The sequence below is a fragment of the Blautia acetigignens genome (genome assembly GCF_025566865.1).
Taxonomy (GTDB): Bacteria; Bacillota; Clostridia; order Lachnospirales; family Lachnospiraceae; genus Blautia_A; species Blautia_A acetigignens.
The window spans coordinates 27,494-47,867 of the sequence record NZ_JAOQJM010000010.1; the positions used below are offsets into that span (position 1 = coordinate 27,494).

The 20,374-nt window shown below is 48.4% G+C and carries 17 protein-coding genes and 2 pseudogenes; 5 read left to right on the top strand and 14 right to left on the bottom strand.

Translation table 11 applies throughout. The features are described from left to right. Nucleotides 1-91: 91 nt before the first annotated feature. The gene (locus OCV70_RS12385) at nt 92-1,438 is read right to left on the bottom strand and encodes an MATE family efflux transporter (protein ID WP_021926709.1); all 1,347 of its coding nucleotides are present in this window, start codon (nt 1,436-1,438) and stop codon (nt 92-94) included. Nucleotides 1,439-1,487: 49 nt separating this feature from the next. After that, on the bottom strand, nt 1,488-1,628 hold the full coding sequence (locus OCV70_RS19805; protein ID WP_317259470.1) for a DUF6783 domain-containing protein: 141 nt from the start codon (nt 1,626-1,628) through the stop codon (nt 1,488-1,490). Here OCV70_RS19805 and OCV70_RS19810 point away from each other — a divergent pair. Beyond that, a pseudogene (locus OCV70_RS19810) lies at nt 1,587-1,697 on the top strand (DUF6783 domain-containing protein); the annotation flags it as partial. The gene OCV70_RS19805 and the pseudogene OCV70_RS19810 overlap by 42 nt on opposite strands. 101 nt (nt 1,698-1,798) lie before the next feature. Next, a complete protein-coding gene (locus OCV70_RS12390) occupies nt 1,799-2,446 on the top strand; it encodes an L-rhamnose mutarotase (RefSeq protein WP_021926708.1) in 648 nt (215 codons plus the stop codon). Between the two features lie 245 nt (nt 2,447-2,691). Here OCV70_RS12390 and selA read toward each other — a convergent pair whose 3' ends face one another. The 3 genes from selA to OCV70_RS12410 all read right to left on the bottom strand — a co-directional run bounded on the left by selA (nt 2,692) and on the right by OCV70_RS12410 (nt 7,663). After that, complete coding sequence (gene selA / locus OCV70_RS12400; protein WP_173766285.1) at nt 2,692-4,371, bottom strand: L-seryl-tRNA(Sec) selenium transferase; 1,680 nt, start codon at nt 4,369-4,371, stop codon at nt 2,692-2,694. Beyond that, a complete protein-coding gene (locus OCV70_RS12405) occupies nt 4,364-6,214 on the bottom strand; it encodes an ABC-F family ATP-binding cassette domain-containing protein (RefSeq protein ID WP_021926705.1) in 1,851 nt (616 codons plus the stop codon). The genes selA and OCV70_RS12405 overlap by 8 nt, the downstream gene beginning before the upstream one ends. Before the next feature lie 87 nt (nt 6,215-6,301). Beyond that, the gene (locus tag OCV70_RS12410) at nt 6,302-7,663 is read right to left on the bottom strand and encodes an MATE family efflux transporter (protein WP_021926704.1); all 1,362 of its coding nucleotides are present in this window, start codon (nt 7,661-7,663) and stop codon (nt 6,302-6,304) included. Nucleotides 7,664-7,793: 130 nt separating this feature from the next. Between OCV70_RS12410 and OCV70_RS12415 the strand changes: the two genes are divergently transcribed. After that, the gene (locus OCV70_RS12415; RefSeq protein WP_021926703.1) at nt 7,794-9,722 is read left to right on the top strand and encodes a glycoside hydrolase family 2 protein; all 1,929 of its coding nucleotides are present in this window, start codon (nt 7,794-7,796) and stop codon (nt 9,720-9,722) included. Here the strand turns inward: OCV70_RS12415 and OCV70_RS19815 are convergent. Continuing rightward, nucleotides 9,644-9,868 (bottom strand): annotated as a pseudogene (locus OCV70_RS19815) (DUF6783 domain-containing protein); the annotation flags it as partial. The gene OCV70_RS12415 and the pseudogene OCV70_RS19815 sit on opposite strands and share 79 nt — an antisense overlap. On the opposite strand from OCV70_RS19815, the gene OCV70_RS19820 reads away from it, so the two are divergent. Continuing rightward, nucleotides 9,806-9,949, top strand: a complete 144-nt coding sequence (locus tag OCV70_RS19820) for a DUF6783 domain-containing protein (RefSeq protein ID WP_317259468.1) — start codon at nt 9,806-9,808, stop codon at nt 9,947-9,949. The pseudogene OCV70_RS19815 and the gene OCV70_RS19820 overlap by 63 nt on opposite strands. A 279-nt stretch (nt 9,950-10,228) precedes the next feature. Here OCV70_RS19820 and OCV70_RS12420 read toward each other — a convergent pair whose 3' ends face one another. Beyond that, on the bottom strand, nt 10,229-10,870 hold the full coding sequence (locus OCV70_RS12420) for a hypothetical protein (RefSeq protein ID WP_021926702.1): 642 nt from the start codon (nt 10,868-10,870) through the stop codon (nt 10,229-10,231). Nucleotides 10,871-11,051: 181 nt separating this feature from the next. On the opposite strand from OCV70_RS12420, the gene OCV70_RS12425 reads away from it, so the two are divergent. Further along, a complete protein-coding gene (locus OCV70_RS12425; RefSeq protein ID WP_021926701.1) occupies nt 11,052-11,756 on the top strand; it encodes a LytR/AlgR family response regulator transcription factor in 705 nt (234 codons plus the stop codon). Here the strand turns inward: OCV70_RS12425 and OCV70_RS12430 are convergent. The 7 genes from OCV70_RS12430 to pta all read right to left on the bottom strand — a co-directional run bounded on the left by OCV70_RS12430 (nt 11,751) and on the right by pta (nt 20,361). Beyond that, complete coding sequence (locus OCV70_RS12430; protein WP_173766287.1) at nt 11,751-13,679, bottom strand: sensor histidine kinase; 1,929 nt, start codon at nt 13,677-13,679, stop codon at nt 11,751-11,753. The genes OCV70_RS12425 and OCV70_RS12430 overlap by 6 nt on opposite strands. Then, on the bottom strand, nt 13,657-15,744 hold the full coding sequence (locus OCV70_RS12435) for an Ig-like domain-containing protein (protein WP_173766289.1): 2,088 nt from the start codon (nt 15,742-15,744) through the stop codon (nt 13,657-13,659). The genes OCV70_RS12430 and OCV70_RS12435 overlap by 23 nt, the downstream gene beginning before the upstream one ends. Before the next feature lie 105 nt (nt 15,745-15,849). Then, nucleotides 15,850-16,737, bottom strand: coding sequence for an alpha/beta hydrolase (locus tag OCV70_RS12440; RefSeq protein ID WP_021926697.1), 888 nt, complete (start codon nt 16,735-16,737; stop codon nt 15,850-15,852). A 341-nt stretch (nt 16,738-17,078) separates the two neighbouring features. Beyond that, complete coding sequence (gene rpmF, locus OCV70_RS12445; protein ID WP_077610953.1) at nt 17,079-17,261, bottom strand: 50S ribosomal protein L32; 183 nt, start codon at nt 17,259-17,261, stop codon at nt 17,079-17,081. A gap of 5 nt (nt 17,262-17,266) precedes the next feature. Then, nucleotides 17,267-17,794, bottom strand: a complete 528-nt coding sequence (locus tag OCV70_RS12450) for a YceD family protein (RefSeq protein ID WP_117853894.1) — start codon at nt 17,792-17,794, stop codon at nt 17,267-17,269. Between the two features lie 286 nt (nt 17,795-18,080). Next, a complete protein-coding gene (locus tag OCV70_RS12455) occupies nt 18,081-19,271 on the bottom strand; it encodes an acetate/propionate family kinase (protein WP_173766291.1) in 1,191 nt (396 codons plus the stop codon). Between the two features lie 85 nt (nt 19,272-19,356). Beyond that, the gene (gene pta / locus OCV70_RS12460; protein ID WP_117853900.1) at nt 19,357-20,361 is read right to left on the bottom strand and encodes a phosphate acetyltransferase; all 1,005 of its coding nucleotides are present in this window, start codon (nt 20,359-20,361) and stop codon (nt 19,357-19,359) included. Between the last annotated feature and the right edge of the window lie 13 nt (nt 20,362-20,374).

Here is a 20,374-nt window from a genome sequence, read left to right on the forward strand (position 1 = left end):
TATTTATATACGACACATATACCAGAATACCAGGAAAGCCTCCAGAGTAAAATCGCTCTGGAGGCTTTCTTGTATTTTGTCACAATTCCAATTATTTCCCTGCATTCTCATAAAGAGGATGAATCTCTTTCTTAAATGTATAGCGGATGAAAATAAAGCAAACCGCCCCGGAGAATACCTCCGCGATAGGGAATGCCCACCAGCAGGCTCCAAGTCCTCCCACTTTTGCAAGGATAAAGGCTGCAGGAAGCAGTACGATCAGCTGTCTGAGCACAGACACGGCAAGGCTGAGGAATCCATGTCCCAGTGCCTGGAATACAGAAGATGCCACCACAGAAAATCCTGCGATCAAAAAGCTTATGCTGATGATCCGAAGTGCCGGGATTCCAATTGCCAGCATGTCATCCGATGCACTGAAGATTCCCAGAAGCGCTCCCGGGAAAAGCTGGAATACCACAAATCCAGCCAGCATAATGCACACACCATAAGTGATGCTCAGCTTGATGGCCTTGGTAATACGTTCAGGCTTTCTCGCACCGTAATTGTATGCTGCAATGGGCACCAGACCGTTGTTCAGTCCGAATACCGGCATAAAGATAAAGCTCTGCAGCTTGAAGTATACGCCGAATACCGCAGTTGCTGTGGAAGTAAATCCCATCAGGATCTTGTTCATTCCAAAGGTCATAACCGAACCAACGGAAGCCATGATGATAGACGGGAATCCAACGCTGTAAATGTGACGGATCACTTCCCCGTTCAGTTTATATTTCACAAGGGAAATATGCAGTTCCTTGTTCAGCTTGATGTTCATGATCACACCGATCACAGCTGCAATGATCTGTCCGGTTACAGTAGCAAGCGCCGCACCGGTTACTTCCATTCTCGGGAATCCAAAGAGACCAAAGATCATGATCGGGTCTAAAATGATATTGATCACAGCACCAATCAGCTGGGTTGCCATAGAATATATGGTTTTTCCCGTGGACTGCAGAAGCTTCTCCGCACACAGCTGGATAAACAGACCGAAAGACATGATTCCGATCACCCGCACATAATCCACGCCGTATGCCAGGATCTGGGGATCATCGGTCTGCACGCTGAAAAATGCCGGAGCGAAAAATCCGCACACAATGGCAAATCCGATGAAGCTGAAAATAGCAAGGTAAATACCGTTGTTTACCGCGCTGTTGGCATATTCATTTTTCTTTTCCCCAAGGGCACGGGAAACCAGGGCATTGATACCTACACCTGTACCGGTTCCCACCGCGATCATCAGGTTCTGTACCGGGAAAGCAAGGGAAACTGCTGTCAGTGCATTTTCGCTGAGTTTCGCAACAAACATGCTGTCCACAATGTTATAAAGCGCCTGGACCAGCATGGAAATCATCATAGGCACGGACATGGTAAGCAGAAGCTTTGCCACAGGCATCACGCCCATTTTGTTTTCCTGGATATTTTTTTCTTTTTCCAAAAATTACTCTCTCCTTTCAAATCAAAAACTGGTTTGCCAAAAGGCCAGAGCGTGTTTGAAAAAGGCTTTCTGCAAGATGTACGCCACAATTTGTGGGAGATTTTGTTCGGATGAGGGCGCCGTAGCGGGCTACGGCAACCGAATTCGAGCAAAATATACCGCAAAGTGGGGCGTGCAGATTGCGGGAATGATTTTTCAAACACGCTCTAATTCTCTTATTGTATAGAAGTCTTCGGCAGATGTCAATATAGGGTGTGGATTATTGTCGGAAATTGTGCTATTGTAAGGAACAGAAGAAAAATCTAATATGATGTATGGAGGTTTTTTATGGAAAGACATAGCTTTGCAATGGAATTAAAAGAAGGAAAAAAGAACGACTACCGCAGAAAGCTGGGCGAAATATGGCCGGAGCTTACCGCATTTCTGGATCAGGAGAAGGTACATAACTTCAGTATCTGGAACTGTGATTCCCTGATTTTCGGATATTACGAAACCGACGAAAATCACGAATTTTCGGAAGAGAAAAAAGCCCAGATCCAGGCACTTACCGCTAGGATTGAGGATACTTTCACCTGGATCTCCACTCCGGGGGAAAATATGCGCCTGATGTACCACAACTTCGGCGTTGTCCGCGAAAACAAAGAGCTGATCCGCCACAGAATGTTCATGACGAAGCTGAAACCTGGCTGCGAGGAAGAATACAAGGCAAGACATGACGGTCTGGTCGCCGCAAGAGAAGGCAAGATTGATCCCGGCCCGGACAGCAACTTCAGCATCTGGAACGCAGGCGGCTATATTTTTGGCTACGACGAGATCGACACCACCATGGAAACCGAAGAGACCCCGGAAGCTCACGAAGCTACCGTTGCCTGGGAAACCCGCCAGCTGGGCATTATGGACTGGATCACCAACGACTGCGACTGGCTCACTGGAGAAATCCACTCTGCAAGCGTGAGACTGGCTTGGCATAACTAAAAAATCTGGCGTGACTTCGGTCACGCCTTGCTTTTTCCAATCTTGAGTTGTCACCTATTTTTACTTTTGCCACATCTATGATCGTACAGTTATAATTTGCAAAGAAGTTTTTGCAGGATTTTCCTGCACCTGCGCTGCTCCTCCATAATTGTTTCATCCGCAATGTAAGCCAGCTGCAGATCTCTTCTTTTTTTCATATCCATGACTTTATTCTCCTCTGCCGCAAAATATATTTCATTATTTCTCTACAGATCTTTTAATTCTTTTTTCAAAATTTCCAAATCTCCAGGCAGGAGGGTTCGCATTTCCAGATAGACGCAGTCATCCTGGATGTGACCGATTACTGGGGTGGAAAGGGTTCTTAGGCGATGGCTGATTTCTTCGGCGCATATGCTGCTGTCACGGGGTTTTATTCCCAGGGCAAATCCAGGCAGAGTTTTCCCCGGCGTGGTGCCGCCGCCTGTGACGTTGGTTGTGGGAACAATTTCGAATAGGAATCTGCTGTTCGCGTCTTGATTGAACCCTCGTTTTTGCGGCTGACCAGGCAGTGGCTTTTCCCAGGAGTTCAACCACGAATTAGTTTCAGATATATGCTCACCAGAAAAGCTGGCAATTTCCGTGACCAGTTCCTGTACCATAGTTTTCAACTGTGCAGCGCTTCGGCTCATCATCTCGTACACTGGGATTTCCTGACGGATATCCTCTTTCAGATACAGACTTATAGTTCTGTCCAGGGAAGCCGCTGTAAATTTATCAATGCGAAGGGCGCGCATAAGGGGATGCTTCGCAATCTTTTCGATCAGATCCCTGCGGCCTGCCAGAATCCCTGCCTGTGGGCCGCCAAGCAGCTTGTCGCCGCTGAAGGATACAAGGTCTGCTCCTTTTGCCAGAAGCTCCTGAACCTGTTTTTCAGTGCCAAGGCCATAGGATGCCAGATCCACAAGACAGCCGCTTCCAAGATCCACCAGAAGGGGGATTTCGTGGCTGTGAGCTGCCTTTGCAAGCTCTTCCACGGTTGGTTCATGGGTGAAGCCTGTGATCTGATAGTTGCTGGTGTGAACCTTGAGGAACGCGGCGGTATTTTCTGTCACCGCATTCTGGTAATCTTCCAGATAAGTGCGGTTGGTGGTTCCCACTTCCACAAGGGTGGTTCCGCTCTGGCTGCATACGTCCGGGATCCGGAATTTGCCGCCGATTTCCACAAGCTCTCCTCTGGACACAACGGTCTCCCCACCAGATGCCAGCGCTGTCAGCATTACAAGGACAGCTGCCGCATTATTATTGACTGCAAGGCATGCTTCTGCTCCTGTGAGCCTGCACAGATTTTCGGAAAAATGGTCGTACCTGCTGCCCCGCTTTCCATCTTCCAGGTTCATTTCCAGGTTGGTGTATCCGGTCATAAGGGGCACAAGCTCAAACACCAGCTTTTCTCCCAGAGGTGCACGTCCAAGATTGGTATGCAGGATCACGCCCGTTGCATTGATCACCCGCTGCATCCGCCGCTGATCCTGCCGAGATAAAATCTCCTGCATTTTTACAAGAAGATACTGCTCAAACGTACTGGAACTCTGAATATTTTGTTCCTTATTTTTTTCATCATATAAACATTCTGATTCGTCTGCATTCCTCTTCGGAACATCAGCAGGACTTTCTTGTCTGCCAGTTTCCAGGCAGCTTTCTTCCGATCCGATGCAGCTGCCCGTCCGCAGCACTTCCCGCAGCTGCTCCTGGGCTTTTCTCGCAGCTTCCAGCACAATCTGGTATCCATACAGCTCACACTGCGCCTTTACTGATTCCATCTCCATGAGCCTGTCAATTTTCGGGATTTTCCGAAGCAGTTCATTTCTGTTTTTCCTAAAGCCTTCCGGAACTTCTCTGCTCTTCTGGCCTTCCGGAACCTCCGATGCCTGATCACGGTCACCCATTATTTTTCTGTGCCTCAATCTTCTCCGCCAAGTCATTGAGATAAACCCAGCGGTCCATCTTCTCTTCCAGCTGCTGCTCTGCGGCTTCCTTGTCCGCCATGATTTCCCGAAGCTTCACGGAATTAGTGGCGTTTGCCATCATGTCGTTTTCCAGCTTGGCAATTTTCTCTTCCAATTTCGCGATATCATCATCAATGGTCGCGTACTCCCGCTCTTCCTTATAAGAGAATTTCAGCTTCTCCTGGCGGTTCTGTCCCTGCTTCCAGTCCTTTTTGGTGGCTTTCTTCGGTTCCTCACCGTTGCCATCCGCCCCGGAACCAGACTTATCAGCTGCCCCGGCAGAGCTGCCATCTCCGCCAAATCTCCGAGCTTTCGCCTCCACATAATCGGTGTAGCCGCCCTCATACTGAGTCAGCTTTCCATTTCCCTCAAATGCAAAAATACGGTCCACCACATCATCCAGGAAATAGCGATCATGTGACACGGTAATCACAATTCCGGAAAAAGAGGACAGATAATCCTCCAGAATGGTCAGAGTCGGAATATCAAGGTCATTGCTTGGCTCATCCAGAAGAAGCACGTTAGGCGCCTCCATCAGCACTTTCAGAAGATAGAGACGTCTCTTCTCCCCGCCGGAAAGCTTGGCAACCGGCGTGTACTGCATAGCAGAATCAAACAAAAACCTCTCCAGCATCATAGACGCACTGATCCGTCCGTCTCTTGTAGGAATAAATTCCGCCACATCACGGATATAGTCGATCACCCTCTGGTTCCCATCCATATCCGGCACTTCCTGGGCAAAATAACCGATCTTAATGGTTTCCCCAAGCTCCACCTCACCGCTGTCTGGCTGCACCATTCCGTCAATGATGCGGATCAGGGTAGATTTGCCGCAGCCGTTGGGCCCGATAATGCCAAGTCGCTGGTTTCTCAGCACAATATAATCAAAATCATCCAGGATCACCTTATCCCCATAATGTTTGGAAACATGGTGAAGCTCCACAGTTTTCTTTCCCATGCGGGTCTCCACGGAATCCATCTGCACATCCAGATCCTGGGTAGGTGCCTTGCCGTTTTTTAACGCTTCCAGACGCTCCAGGCGGGCACGCTGCTTGGTGCTTCTGGCGCGGCAGCCACGCTTGGCCCACTCCAGCTCCATGCGAAGAACACTCTGTCTCTTCCGCTCGGACGCCAGCTCCATTTCTTCCCTCTGCGCCTTCAGTTCCAGGAACCCGGAATAGTTGGCATCATAGGAATAAATTTTCCCATGGCTGATCTCCAGGATCTTGTTGGTTACCTTATCAAGAAAATAACGGTCATGAGTAACCATGATCACAACGCCCTTAAACCGGTTGAGGTAATCCTCCAGCCAGGTCACCATCTCATTGTCCAGATGGTTGGTAGGCTCGTCCAGGATCAGCACATCGGAAGGATTCACAAGGGTGCGGGCAAGGGCAACCTTTTTCTTCTGGCCGCCGGAAAGCTGCTCCACCAGGGCGTCATGCTCAGTGATGCCAAGCTTGTTCAGAATATTCCTTGCCTCACTTTGGGTACTCCAGTCCTTCTGCCATTTACCGTCCGCCACATAATCCTGCACAATGGCTCCCTTTGGAAAATCCGGCATCTGGGGCAGATAGGTGATCCGAAGCCCGTTCTGCGTAATTACCTGTCCCTCATCGGTCTCTTCTTCCCCTGCAATGATCTTAAGCAAAGTACTTTTTCCTGTTCCATTGATTCCGATAATACCAATCTTATCACCATCATGGATTCCATAAGAAATATCATCAAATATTTTTTTATCTCCGAAAATTTTGCTTACATGTTCTATATTCAGTACGTTCATCTGATCTAATTACTCCTTCTGCTATAACCTGCTGCCAGCTCAAAAGTCCTGCAACACTTTCCAGTGCTGACTCCGCGATTGCTGTTCTTATCCTCTTTTTTTCTCAAATCCGTGGATCCAGTCTGATTTCAGATAGAAGATCAGAAACAGAATGGAGCTTAAGGTCCAGGTCAGCGGATAAGCCCAGAACACGGTCTGGATCACCGGATGTATTTTTACCGCTACAGTAATGTAAGTCACACGGATCACACACCAGCAGGCAAGCATGACAAACATAGGCACAGTAGCCCTGCCTGCCCCTCGCATCAGGCCTGCAATACAGTGGGAAAAGGCAAGCAAAAAGTAAAATAAAGTAATGACATGTGCCTCTCTCACGCCATATTCCACCACTCCCGGATCATTGTTAAAGGCAGCAATCAGAACCGGACTTGCAAAATACACAATAATTCCAACCACTTCTGCCATGGAAATGCTGCACAGGATTCCAATGCGCGCGCCCTTTTTCGCGCGGTCGTATTTCTTGGCTCCAAGGTTCTGGCTGATAAAAGTAGTCAGTGCCATGGAAAAACAGGTGATCGGCAGGAATCCGAAGCCCTCCACCTTGGAATAAGCTCCGCAGCCTGCCACTGCCAGCTTGCCGAAGCTGTTGATATTGGACTGGACCACAACGTTGGCAATGGCAATTACAGAGTTCTGCACGCCAGCCGGAAGACCGTTGGACACGATCTGCTTCACCATATAGGGATCCAGATTTATTTTTCTAAGAGAAACCGTATATTCCTCCGGGCTCTTCTTCATGAGACGATACAGGCACAAAAGTGCGCTTGCAAACTGGGCAATGATGGTTGCAAGTGCAGCCCCTTCCACGCCCATTCCCATTGCTCCAACGAAAACCATGTCCAGGGTCACATTGAGCAGGGATGAAAAAATCAGGTAATACAGCGGATGGCGGCTGTCTCCTACCGCCTGCATAATGCCTACAAAGTTATTGTAAAGAACCAGTCCCAGTGAACCCATGGCATATACCTGGAAATACAGGGTAGATTTGGGCAAAATATCTGCCGGGGTTTTCATCAGGACCAGGATCTTCGGCGCCAGCACAACACCGGATATGGTCAGAAGGATTCCGCATAAAATACCAAAGGCTACCGTAGTGTGGATGGCTTTTTGCAGCTCCTTTTGCTGTCTTGCGCCAAAATACCTGGCTATAATAACGCCGGCTCCCATTGCCATTCCCTGGAAAAATCCTACCAGCAAAAAGGTAAGGCTGCCGGATGAGCTGACTGCTGCCAGCGCATCACTTCCCAGAAAATTTCCTACGATCAAAGAATCTGCAGTATTGTACAGCTGCTGAAACAGGTTTCCCAGAAAAAGCGGGAATGCGAAGCCCATCAGTTTTTTCCAGATGGACCCTTCTGTCAGCAGGTTCTTGTTTTGTGAATTATTCATTTTCTCCCCTCCATCAATCCTTTCTATCCTAACATAATATACCCTCTTTTTCAATTGCAAAAGCGCGCAATTCGTGTATAATGAAAGATAGTATAAAATATTATCAGTAAACTTGAAGGAGGACTTATTTTTGAAAAATCTGGATACAGTCTGGACCAGCCAGGCGGCAGACGGACAGACATTAAAGGAATATCCACGTCCCGGCATGGTACGCGGGCGCTGGATCAACCTGAACGGAATGTGGGATTATCTGATCACGGACAGCCGCATCCTGCCCTGGCAGTTTTATGAAAACGAATATTTTCCATTTGACGGACAGATCCTGGTTCCCTTTTCCCCGGAAGCACCTTTGTCCCAGGTAAACAGACAGCTGCTTCCCGATGAAACCCTGTGGTATTCCCGGGTGATTCAGCTTCCAGAGGGCAGCTTTGATCCAACGTGTCAGCGGCTCCTTCTTCATTTCGGAGCGGTAGACCAGATCTGCAGCGTTTATATTAACGGTAAGTTCGTCACCTACCACAAGGGCGGCTACCTTCCATTCTCCGCGGATATTACGGATTTTGTAGGGGAGAACCTGGTTATTTCCATTCTGATCAGCGTCCGCGACTTCAGCGACACCTCCTACCACGCAAGAGGCAAACAGCAGCTGGAAAGAGGCGGCATGTTCTATACCGCACAGAGCGGAATCTGGCAGACTGTGTGGATGGAGATTGTGCCAGAGGATTACATAAGAGATCTGCGGATCACCCCGGATTTTGACAATGGGCATGTGAAGATCCGGATGCGCACAGAATGCCCGGACAATCGTTACGGCACAGGCAATGCCTCTTATGATGTACAGCCAGATAGTGATAAGACTTCTTCTGACTCCTGCGAAGACGCTAAAGGATCGGTCCACGCTTCCGCTCTCTGCCGGATTTATCCGCCGGTCTATCTGGATGCGGACGGCGTGACGGATGAGCTTTGCCAGCAGCCCATCACCGAAGCCTTCCTGAAACCGGGGAAAGAAATTTCCATTCCTGTTCCTGCCAAATACCAGAAACACTGGTCCCCGGAGAAGCCCTGGCTGTATCCCGTTTCCATTGAATATGGGGAAGACCGGGTTCTTACCTATTTTGCCCTTAGGAAATGCGACGTTCAGATGGCAGAGGACAGATATCCCCGCTTTTTCTTGAATCATGAGCCTTATTTCCAGAGCGGGGTTCTGGACCAGGGCTACTGGCCGGACGGACTTTACACAGCCCCCAGCGATGAGGCATTGATCTATGACATCCGTGCCATGAAGGATCTTGGCTTTAACATGCTGCGCAAGCACGGCAAGATTGAGGCAGACCGCTGGTATTTCCACTGCGACCGCATGGGCATGCTGGTCTGGCAGGACATGCCAAACGGCGGTTCCTCCTACCATCACTGGTTTGTCACCTACCTTGCTACCTTACTGAACTGGATGCGCATTCCAGTGAAGGACATTCATGCGAAGCTTCTCTCCCGCACAGATGAGGACGGACGGCAGGAATATGTGGATGATATCCGGGGCATGATCCGGGCGCTGTACAATCATCCTTCCATTGTTACATGGATTCCATTTAATGAGGGGTGGGGACAGTTTTCTACGAAACAGGTCACAGACATGATTCACAAGCTGGATTCTTCCCGTCTGGTGGATTCCGCCAGCGGCTGGTTTGACCAGGGCTGCGGTGACATTAACAGCCTCCACTATTATTTCCTGGGTCTTCCGATTCCCAGGTCTAAGCGTGTACTGGCACTCTCGGAATTTGGAGGTTATTCCCTTCGTATCCCGGAACACAGCGCCTGCAAAAATACCTATGGCTATAAGAAATTCGCCACCTCCGACGGGCTTACCAGCGGATTCGCCCGCTTGATGGAGGATACCATTGTTCCCTCTGTGAAAAAGGGTTACTCCGCTGCTATTTATACGCAGCTCTCTGATATTGAGGAGGAAGTAAACGGACTGATTACCTATGACCGTAAGAAAGTAAAAATGAATCCGCTGATTGTACAGAAGTGGAATGCACGGATTAAGAAAGCGCTGAAGTAATTTACTATGAAAGTCCCAGACGACATCCAGGAATGATTTTTCAAACACGCTCTAGAGCGTGTTTGAAAAAGGCTTTCTGCAAGATGTGCGTCACAATTTGTGGGAGATTTTGTCCGGATGAGGGCGCCGTAGCGGGCTACGGCAACCGAATTCGGGCAAAATATACCGCAAAGTGGGGCGTGCAGATTGCGGGAATGATTTTTCAAACACGCTCTAGGCTTGCATGAGCGAATTCTTGGATATGGTCTGGGCAATAGCCTGGATTACAAATGCAGTCATCCGCTGTGGGAGCGCCCATAGGCGCCAGGTAGCCGACTTTCATATCATCACAAAAGAAAGACCCTGGATTCCTTTTTATAATCCACAGGTCCTTCTTTTTCAGGCTATTTTATAACAGCCCTTTTTTCTTATTTCACGGTCATTTGCAGCTTATACATGGTTCCCTCTCGTATCACTCAAAGCCGCGGCATTGCATTTTACTTTACTCTGCTATGCCTTCTTTTTTCTTAGTTTGCAGCTTCCTCGTCTGCTGCTTCGTCAGCTGTCTCATCTGCTGCCTGTGCATCATCCTTGTAGGTATTCTCTTCGCTCTTGATCAGGGAGATGAACAGAGTCTCTGCGGTCGGCTGAAGCTCCTCGCTCTTCGGTCCGATCTGAACGTTGTACATGATTCCTGTGTCATCCAGGAATCCGATTCCATAAGTAGACTCTGTCTCAAAGGACACTGCAAAGATTCCGTTGATGGAAACCTTCTCAACATCAATATAGCCTGCCTCATCAAGCTCCTGAGCCATGGAATCCAGATCATACTCTGTTCCTACCTCTGTTGCTGTTACTGCCAGATTGACGCCATCCTCAGACTCCGGATCCAGTGCCTGGAACATAACCCCGTCCGCCTGGTCTTCCTCGGAAACTTCCAGAACATTCCAGTTACTTGGTACATAGAGGTCGAAGCCTGGTTCAAAGGTCAACCAGGTTCCTTCGTATGCTGCTTCCTCCAGCATATCGATGGTCAGCTCAGTGATTTCAGTTGCTTCAGCTGCCTCTGTCTCTTCTGCTGCATCAGCTTCTGCCCATACAGGTGCGCTGAATCCTGTGATCATTGCTGCAGTACATAACATCGCCATAACTTTTTTCCAGTTTTTCATATTTTCTACCTCACTTTTTTGAATTTTGTGGTATGATATGTAGGTCTCTAAGTACCTCACCACCTTGAGACCACTATATCTGATTTTTTTCCAAAAAACAATACACATGGGACGAGATGACACTTTCGGTGATATTTGGAATCCGAAAGCGCATTTCTTTTCATATGGAGGATACATAACATTGAACATTGCAATTATCGATGACGTACAGCAGGACCTTGACACCCTTGGCAGGGCTGCACAGAACTATTATGAAGACCGGCAGATCATGGTGCAGATCCAAAGCTTTTCTTCCCCTGCTGCCTTCTGGAAGGCCTACACTCCCGGCAAATATGACCTGATTTTCCTTGATATCTACATGGACCAGGATAACGGCATGGACGTGGCAGTGCGCATCCGTGAGGCAGGCGACTCCTGCTCCTTAATCTTTGTCACCAGCAGCGACGCTTTCGCAGTGGCCAGCTATGACGTGCAGGCGGCATACTACCTTCTGAAACCCCTTGACACCGCCAAGCTTATGAAGGTGCTTGACACCATCCAGATCAAAAACGCACAGGACGTGCGGTACATCGAAGTGATCTGTGACCGTACGCCTGTGCGTGTTCCTGTAAAAACCATATTATATGCAGATACCTTCCACAATGCCGTCCAGCTTCACACGGATGCCGGGGTTCTGCGCACTTATCTTACCTTTCAGAAATTTGAGGAGCTGATCCAGGATCTTCCCTGCTTTCTTTCCTGCTACCGGGGCTGTCTTGTGAACATGGACCGCATCCACAAGACCCTTGAGGACAGCTTTCTTCTGGACAACCAGGAGGTGGTGCAGATCCGCAAGCGCGGTGCCAACGCCATCAAGAAAGAATACCTGAACTATCTGTTCTCATGATCCGCTGTTTTCCAGAGGGATAAATACATTGGCCCGAAAAACGCCCTCTGATGCTTCGAAATCTGCATAGCCTCCGTATTTCTCAGCCGTTTTGCTGACGGAGGCTGTCCCGATTCCCTGGCCGCTGTGGCTTGTGGAATAAAAAACATCCCCATTTCTTCGTACTTCCCCTGAATAGCTGTTTTCAATATCAATGAGAAGCTTTCCCATACGAACCCTGCAGATGCAGTTTACATAGGGCTCCTCTGTTTCTTTGTCCGCTTTCACCGCTCGCACCGCATTTTCCAGAAGATTTCCGAAAATCCTGCAGATATCAAGGTCTGTAATCTTCATCTTTTGGGGAACTTCAATTGAATGGTGAAAGCTTACTCCTGCATCTTCCAGCTGGCCTGCATAATAGTGCAGGATGGCATCCACGGACATGTTTTTGCAGTAGCACATAGGCGCCTGCATTTTCTCACTGCTCTCCTTTGCAAACTGATGGAAATACTCCCGAAGCTGTTCATAATGCTCCTCTTCCAGCAGCATGGAAGCGGTACGGATGTACTGGCGCATATCGTGCCTTGTCCGGCTTGCTTCCTCCAACGCACCAGTCAATTTCTCGTAGTGCTCCTTTTGCATCATCAGGCGCAGCTCCATCTGTCTGGACTGCTCCTCGTAGATCAGCCGCATCCGGTAGCCGTCTGTAAGCTCCCGCCACAAAATTACCCCAAACACGCCAGCCAGAATGGTACCGCCCCATTCCGGGAACCATCCGCCGATAATGGGATCATATAAGGGCCAGATCCGGTCTGCTGCCAGAGAAGAGGCATAGAGCACTGTCCCTGCAAGCAGCGGAAGCCCGCGGGTTCCTTCCGTGTAAAAAAAGGCGATCACCACCAGGCATATGGCAGTAAACCATTTCAAAACCTCTGTAACAGCCGACACCCCGTAGGACAATGCTGCCGTTTCCATTCCTCCTGCAAAAATCCCGGCAACTGTGGCACCAATGCCAGCCGCAGCAGTAAAGCCAACCAGCCACCACACCCATTTGTATTTCCTGCCTGTGATCTCATGCTCCAGAAGCAGCATGGCCGGAAATGTGAGATAATAAAACAGCATTTCCAGACTGAACCAGGGCTGTACCCGCAAAGCCAGATAGGTATGCAAAAGGGGATAGCAGGTGTATCCAAGGACACAGACGCACACTCCTGCAAACAGTGCATTTGCCCGGCTTCTGGTTCTGAAAAACGCCCATACGGAGAAGAGCAGCACCAGAAGAACCAGGGTAAAAACAGAGGAATTGAGAAATACCGGGATTCCCCTTACGGTATTGACCTTCAGAGGATTGCCAAAGGCTGGAACATACTGGATTCCCGGAGACGCGGAATCTTTATCCGTCACTGCGATCATGATCTCTACAGAGGTATGCCCTTTGAAGGTAAACATTCTGTGCTGGATCCGCTCTTCATAGTGATCCGGGTCCGGATTGCCCACCTGCTCGATCAGCTTGCCGTCCACATACAGATTATATGCAGAAAATATCTCTGGCAGATACAGGCCATAAGTATGCTCTTCTGAGGGAAGCATGATCCGAAGCCGGTAGGTTCCGCTTCCATAGGGTTTTCCATTTCTGTCATCTAACTCCATTCCGCCGTATTCCCCGATGGAAAGATACCGGAAATAGTACTTTTCCAGGTCATCCCCTGGGGTAAGCAGCACATCCGGATAGTATTCCCATTCCCTGGAAAGATAGTAGACCGGAAGGCTGTCGTAGGAACCGTCTGCGTAGAGAATTCCGTGTATGGCCTTTTCTTCTCTTGTCATGTATTTGTTGTTCGCGTTATACAATACATAAAAAACCATAAGGGAAAGGATCATACTTATGATGATGGTTCCCCACAGCAGCTTTCTGTCTTTCTTACCTGTCCTCTTCTCCTTCACCCCGGTCCCCCTTTCGGAGCCTTCTGTTTTTTCTCATAGGCAAAAGCAATAACAATATTAACAAAACTACAATTCCCGCAACCAAGGCGGTTGTTTTTATATGCTGTTTTCTCAAATCATCCTGACTGCTGTCCCCGGTTGTTTTCTGGGCAGCTTCCACATCTTCTCCTGCGATTTCAGCTGTCTCATAAGAATCATCGGCAGTTTCTTCCTCTGTATCTGTCTCTTCATCCAATGCTTTCTCGATTTCTTCCCCGTTTTCGGAAGCATCCTGGGACTGCTCTTCTTTGATGGAATATTCCCCGGTTTTATCCACAGGGATCACAGCTACATTCTGGGTCTCATTGACCATTCCCGTGTAGGAATTTCCCTCTTCATCTGTCAGCACAGTTCTGGTGCCAGACCCAGAGCTCTTTGGAATCTCCACGGTAGCACCTGGAATATCTGTGATCTCCTCGCCGTTTTTGGAAATGCTTACGGATAAATCCCCATCTTCCCTGGAAATATCCACCTTCACCTCATCCTCCGGTCCTACTTCCCAGTCCTTCACCACTTTCGTAGGGACACGAACCAGCACGCCTCCGCTTTCAAAAGGAATCTTCTCTACCTGTGCGCTCATAAGGGCGGCCAGACGGTTTCCCACGATCACGGTGGACACATCGGTGACCGTCTCTTTGCCTGTGTCAATGTCCGGAAGGTCCTTGCCGTCACGGTCCGCGTAATTTCTCTCATACCAGTGGTCATTTGTAATGAAATTTTCATCAAAATGGAAGGTGTAGGTACCAGTGCTTCCGCCGGGATATGCTACCTGCAGGCTGTAATCATGGTTTAGCTGCAGGTTAGTCTTTTTCAGATACAGGCCTTCCCGGGTCATGTACCAGCTGTCCTGATTCAGGCTGATCTTCTGATCCTTGCACTTTAACTCCGGCTGAAAATCCTTTAGCTGATCGTCTGTAAAGGCATCCAGAATCATGGGGAAAAACAGGTGGGAAGAACCAGCCATGGCACAGGTCTGCACCTGCGGCTGATCCGGGCGCTGGACGGCAACATAGACAGATGCTGTCGGAAGCTTGGCATCCGGATCCAGCGTATATCCCTCTGGTGCCTGGAAGCTTCCTGTTACCTTATAAACACCTGGAACATTGGTATTTACCCCGCCAAAATCCCACACAGAAGGCATTACAACCGAAGGGTGGGACGCGCTGTCCTCGTATTCCGTCTGGGTGCTGCCAAGGATATGCAAGCTCTTTTCCAGCTGTTTTTTCAGTCCATAGGTACTCTGGCCTTTGCGAAGGGCATAGGCCCCCAAACGCTCCAGGCTTCCCTCTTCTATGGGTTCACAGGAACGGATGGTGGTGTCCTTCACGCCGCTGCTTCCCAAAAGCCAGGGCTGGTAGCTGATGATATCCAGAGTTCCATCTGATGCATAGCAGTACTTCAGATTCCTTGTTTTCCCATTGGGATAAACCACAGTCAGGGTGTAGGTATTTCCTTTCACCATGCTCTGGCAGGAAAGGTACATGCCGTCTGTATCACACATTCCATACCCTTCCTCGCTGATGTTGATCCAGTCCTCGCCTTCCGGCTGCATCCAGATTTCCATAGCATCCGGGTCCTGATCTGTGATCCAGGGAAAATAATAGAGTCCCGCGGAAATCATTCTGGAATACACCTGGATCTCCAGCTCCTCAAAATTCTGAACAGAGATTCCCACAGTCCAGCTGGGAACAGTTATACCGCTGGTATAGCCTTCCGGAAGCTTCAGGGTTCCTGTGATCTGGTATGCCCCCACCTTCTGCACATTCACTTTGGAGTAATCCCAGATTACATTTAGTTCCAGCTCCTGGCCGTCTTCTGTGTAGGCCATGCAGCTCATAGAGTCATAGGTCTCTTTTAGCTCCTCCAGGCTTCCCCCTCTTAACACAGCTCCTGCAGGTATATAAAAAATTCTGGAAAAATCTGTGATCACGCTGTTCCCGGCCCACACCTTCTGCGCGCCTGTCAGAGGACACAGCATCAGCAGGAAACAAAGGGCAAAAATCCAGAAAGTCATTTTTCTTTTCATGTATTTCCTCATTTGAATTTGTTCTGGTTTTAGCATATAGGATTCCTCCAAATAAAACAAGAAACCTGTGGCGAACCGCAGGTTTCCGTGAAAAGCAGCACAAAATCAGAAGCAGAATTCCCGGAAGAAGTCGCATTCTGCGTCATTGCACTGTGCAGCGTCAATTGTCTTGATGTCACAGTGGAAAACATGGCCAAGCTTGTTGACCTTGTCTCCAAATACACGATAAACAAATGGCACATTGTTCTCCATCAGCTTCTGTACCAGAGCAGGGGCCTGTCCTTTCTGGAAATCCGCAACTGCTGTCATGCAAAATACAGGTGGATAAACGTCTGTAATGGTGTCAAGAACGCTGATCTGTGCCAGTTCTTCTTCGGTGCCGCCCTGTGGAAGAAGCTCTTTCATGATCTGCATGGTCAGGTCTTCTACGTTCTCCCCAGAAACCTGGTAAACGCCGCAGTTCAGGGCAATGGCTGTGAGGGCAAAGCCTTCCGGCACTGTGAAATCATATTTGGCAGCGTATGCCGGGTTGGTGCAGATACCTGCGTAAAGGCCCAGAATGTGGGCACCAGCGGAATCTCCCACTGCAAAAATACGCTCTGTGTCAAAGTGGAAGCGTCCTGCACGCTTCATCACCCATTTGCACACCAAATTCAGGTCTTCTAACATTGCCGGGAACTTGTTCTCCGGGGCGAGGCGGTATGTAAAGTTTATTACTGCGAAGCCGCGCTGTGCAAGGCTCATGCAGTAGTACTGGTATCTCTCCTTGTCGCCGTACATCCAGCCGCCGCCATGTACGCTGATGATGACCGGAAGGTCCTCTCCCTGGGCCTGCTTCGGTCTGTACACATCCAGCTTCTGTATTTCCCTGTCGTCGTGTCCATATACAATATTATCCCAGCGGTCTACGTCCTCCGGGGTATTCATAAGCGCATCGCGCTCGTCATCTGATTTCTTAAACTCTGATCTGATCTTATCACTTAATTCAGACATGATAGTTCCTCCAAGGTTGTAATATTTTGAGATATCAAGGTCAAAAGGTCAAAAAGCTGTTCGTACTTGCACGATAAAGCTTTTGAACTTAGGGCCTGCAGGACATGAGGAAGTAGCGATTTACGTAGTAAATCTCCGGATTCCGAATGTCCTGGAATTGCGGGAGCTGCAAAGCAGCGGAGCAATTCGTAGATATCAAAGTCAGGGGGGCAAAATACATTTTAGCTCTAATCTCCTTGTAATATTATATAAAAAACCTGCGTAAAAAACAAGAATTCTTCTGTTTTTTTGCATAAAAAAAGAACACCCGATCAGCTCAGATGTCCTTTCATGGTTCGTTATTAGTCTTCAACTTTAACGATTTCTTTTTTGTTATAGCTTCCGCAAGCCTTGCAAACTCTGTGTGGCATCATAAGTGCGCCGCATTTGCTGCATTTTACAAGGTTTGGAGCGCTCATTTTCCAGTTTGCTCTTCTCTTATCGCGTCTTGCTTTGGAAGATTTATTCTTTGGGCAGATGGACATTTCGGTTACACCTCCTTAAATTTACTGAATATATCACTGATAGCTGCCATACGGGGATCCTTGGGCTCCTCGGTACATCCGCAGGGACCATTGTTCAGGTTCTTCCCGCATCTGCTACATATCCCTTTGCAGTCCTCTTTGCATAAGACCTTCAAAGGCCAGCTCATCAGTACCTCAAGATAGACCAAACGGTCCACATCCAGGTCATAGCCGGTGAGATAGCTGCTCTCATCCAGATCATTCACACGTTCTTCATCAGTCAGCTTCATGTCAAGCTTCCTCTTAAACTCAAAAGGAATCTCAGTCGCTACCTGATCCAGGCATCTGTCACACGGGATTCCAACAGTCACAAGACCGCTTCCCTCAAGCTCCAGAACTCTGTCTCCGGTATTGGTAATGGTAAGCTCTACAGGCTTCTTCTCCAGAACTGGAAAAGTTCCCTGCTGGAAGGTGATGTCCTCCATCTCAAAAGCTGCACTGTAGTGTACGCTCTTCCCTTCACTGGATGAAATGTCTGATAAATGTATCTGCATAATCGTCTCCTATTCACACTCAATCAATTATACATACCCTGTCATTATTTGTCAACTCGAATTTTTCCGTATCTGCCATAAATTTTCAAAAAAATTGTAAAATTTAAGCAGAACCCGGGAAAATCCATTGCAGCCGGCAAAATAAAAGGCAGTGAATTTCTCTCTTTCACACAAAATCCTGCCGGAGATCTATTGCCCCGGCAGGATCCTAATGTTCCGAAAAGGATTTCTGCGGTTATCAGAAGCCTGTTGCTTCAGCACCGCAGCAGTGATCTGTGCACTGGAATTATTTTACAAGTGCCACTGTATCACGGCAGATTGCAAGCTCCTCGTTAGTCGGGATCACTGCAACCTTAACCTTGGAATCAGCACCGGAAATTACAACTTCCTCGCCCATAGCCTCGTTCGCCTTAGCGTCGATTGTAACACCAAGGTATCCAAGATAGGAGCAAACTTTCTCACGGATCATGCCAACGTTCTCACCGATACCAGCGGTAAATACGATTGCGTCAACACCGTTCATAGCTGCTACATAGCCGCCAACGTATTTTGCAATGCCGTAGCAGAGAACTTCGATTGCGTTTTTAGCGTCCTCGTTTCCTTCTGCAGCTGCTGCACGAAGGTCACGCATATCGCTGGAAACGCCGGACATTCCCTGAAGACCGGATTTCTTATTGAGAACGTTCATAACACCTGCAAGGTCAAGGTTCTCTTTCTTTGCAATGTACTCAACGATAGCCGGATCAATGCTTCCGGAACGGGTTCCCATTACAACACCTTCAAGAGGAGTAAGTCCCATTGTAGTGTCTACGCATTTGCCGTTCTGTACTGCACTGATGGAAGAACCGTTTCCAAGATGGCAAACGATAACCTTGGAGTTGTCCTTGTCAAGGCCAAGGAACTCAACAGCACGTTTGGATACAAAGCTGTGAGAGGTTCCGTGGAAGCCATATCTTCTTACTTTATAGTTCTTGTAGTACTCGATAGGAAGTCCGTACAGATATGCTTTTGCAGGCATAGTCTGATGGAAAGCTGTATCGAATACACCAACCTGAGGTACGTTTGGCATAAGCTCAGAGCATACACGGATACCGATCAGGTTTGCAGGATTGTGAAGAGGTGCAAGGTCGTTGCACTCTTCTACTGCTTTGATCATCTCATCTGTGATGATAGCGGAGGAAGCAAATTTCTCACCACCATGTACAATACGGTGACCGATTGCGTTAACCTCCTCAAGGCTCTTGATCGCGCCTGTCTTCTCATTTGTAAGAGCTTCCAGAACCATCTGGATTGCTTCTTTATGAGTCGGCATGGAAGCCTCTGTGATCTCTTTGTCATTTCCGGCTTTCTGGTATACCAGTCTTCCGTCGATGCCGATTCTCTCGCAAAGACCTTTTGCAAGAACTGCTTCTGTCTCAGAATCGATCAGCTGATACTTTAAAGAAGAACTACCACAGTTAATTACCAATACATTCATTTTTCTACTCTCCTGTTTACATGATTATGTAAGATAACGGGGAAAGCGAACTCCCTTCCCCGACACCTTATGTATGAATATTTAATTAGTCCTGAGCCTGGCACTGTACGGATGTGATTGCAACAACACCAACGATATCGTCAGCGGAGCATCCACGGGACAGGTCGTTTACAGGTTTTGCGATACCCTGTGTGATAGGTCCGTAAGCTTCTGCCTTAGCAAGACGCTGAGCCAGTTTGTATCCGATGTTTCCTGCATCAAGGTCTGGGAAGATCAGGACATTGGCCTTACCTGCAACCGGGCTTCCCGGAGCTTTGGATGCGCCTACGCTTGGAACGATAGCTGCATCAAGCTGGAACTCTCCGTCAAGTGCAAGGTCTGGGTTCTGCTCTTTGGCAATCTTGGTAGCCTCAACAACTTTATCAACATCTGCGTGCTTAGCACTTCCCTTAGTAGAATGGGAAAGCATAGCTACTACAGGCTCTTCCTGTACAAGAAGCTTGAAGGACTCTGCGGAAGAAGCTGCGATTGCTGCAAGTTCTTCCGGATTCGGGTTCTGGTTCAGACCGGAATCACCAAATACGAATGCACCGTTAGCACCGTACTCGCAATCCGGAACAATGATCAGGAAGAATGCGGAAACAAGCTTGGTTCCCGGTTTGGTCTTCAAGATCTGAAGGCATGGTCTTAATGTATCAGCTGTAGAATGGCAGGCACCGGATACCATACCGTCTGCATCGCCCATCTTAACCATCATAACACCATAGTACAGATACTGGTTCAGAAGAATCTCCTTAGCCTGCTCTGGTGTCATGCCTTTTTTCTGTCTTAATTCTACTAACTTGTCAATATATCCCTGAGTCTTCTCAGATGTTGCAGGATCTACGATCTGTGCGCCGGAAATGTCGAAGCCGCCCTCAGCTGCGCTCTTCTTAACTGCTTCCTCATTACCTACAAGTACAAGTTTGGCAATTCCCTCTTTTAAAATTTTGTCTGCTGCTTCAAGAGTTCTCATGTCCTCTGTCTCTGGCAGTACGATTGTCTTAATGCTGGATTTTGCTCTTTCTTTGATTACATCAATAAATCCCATGATTAAATGGCTC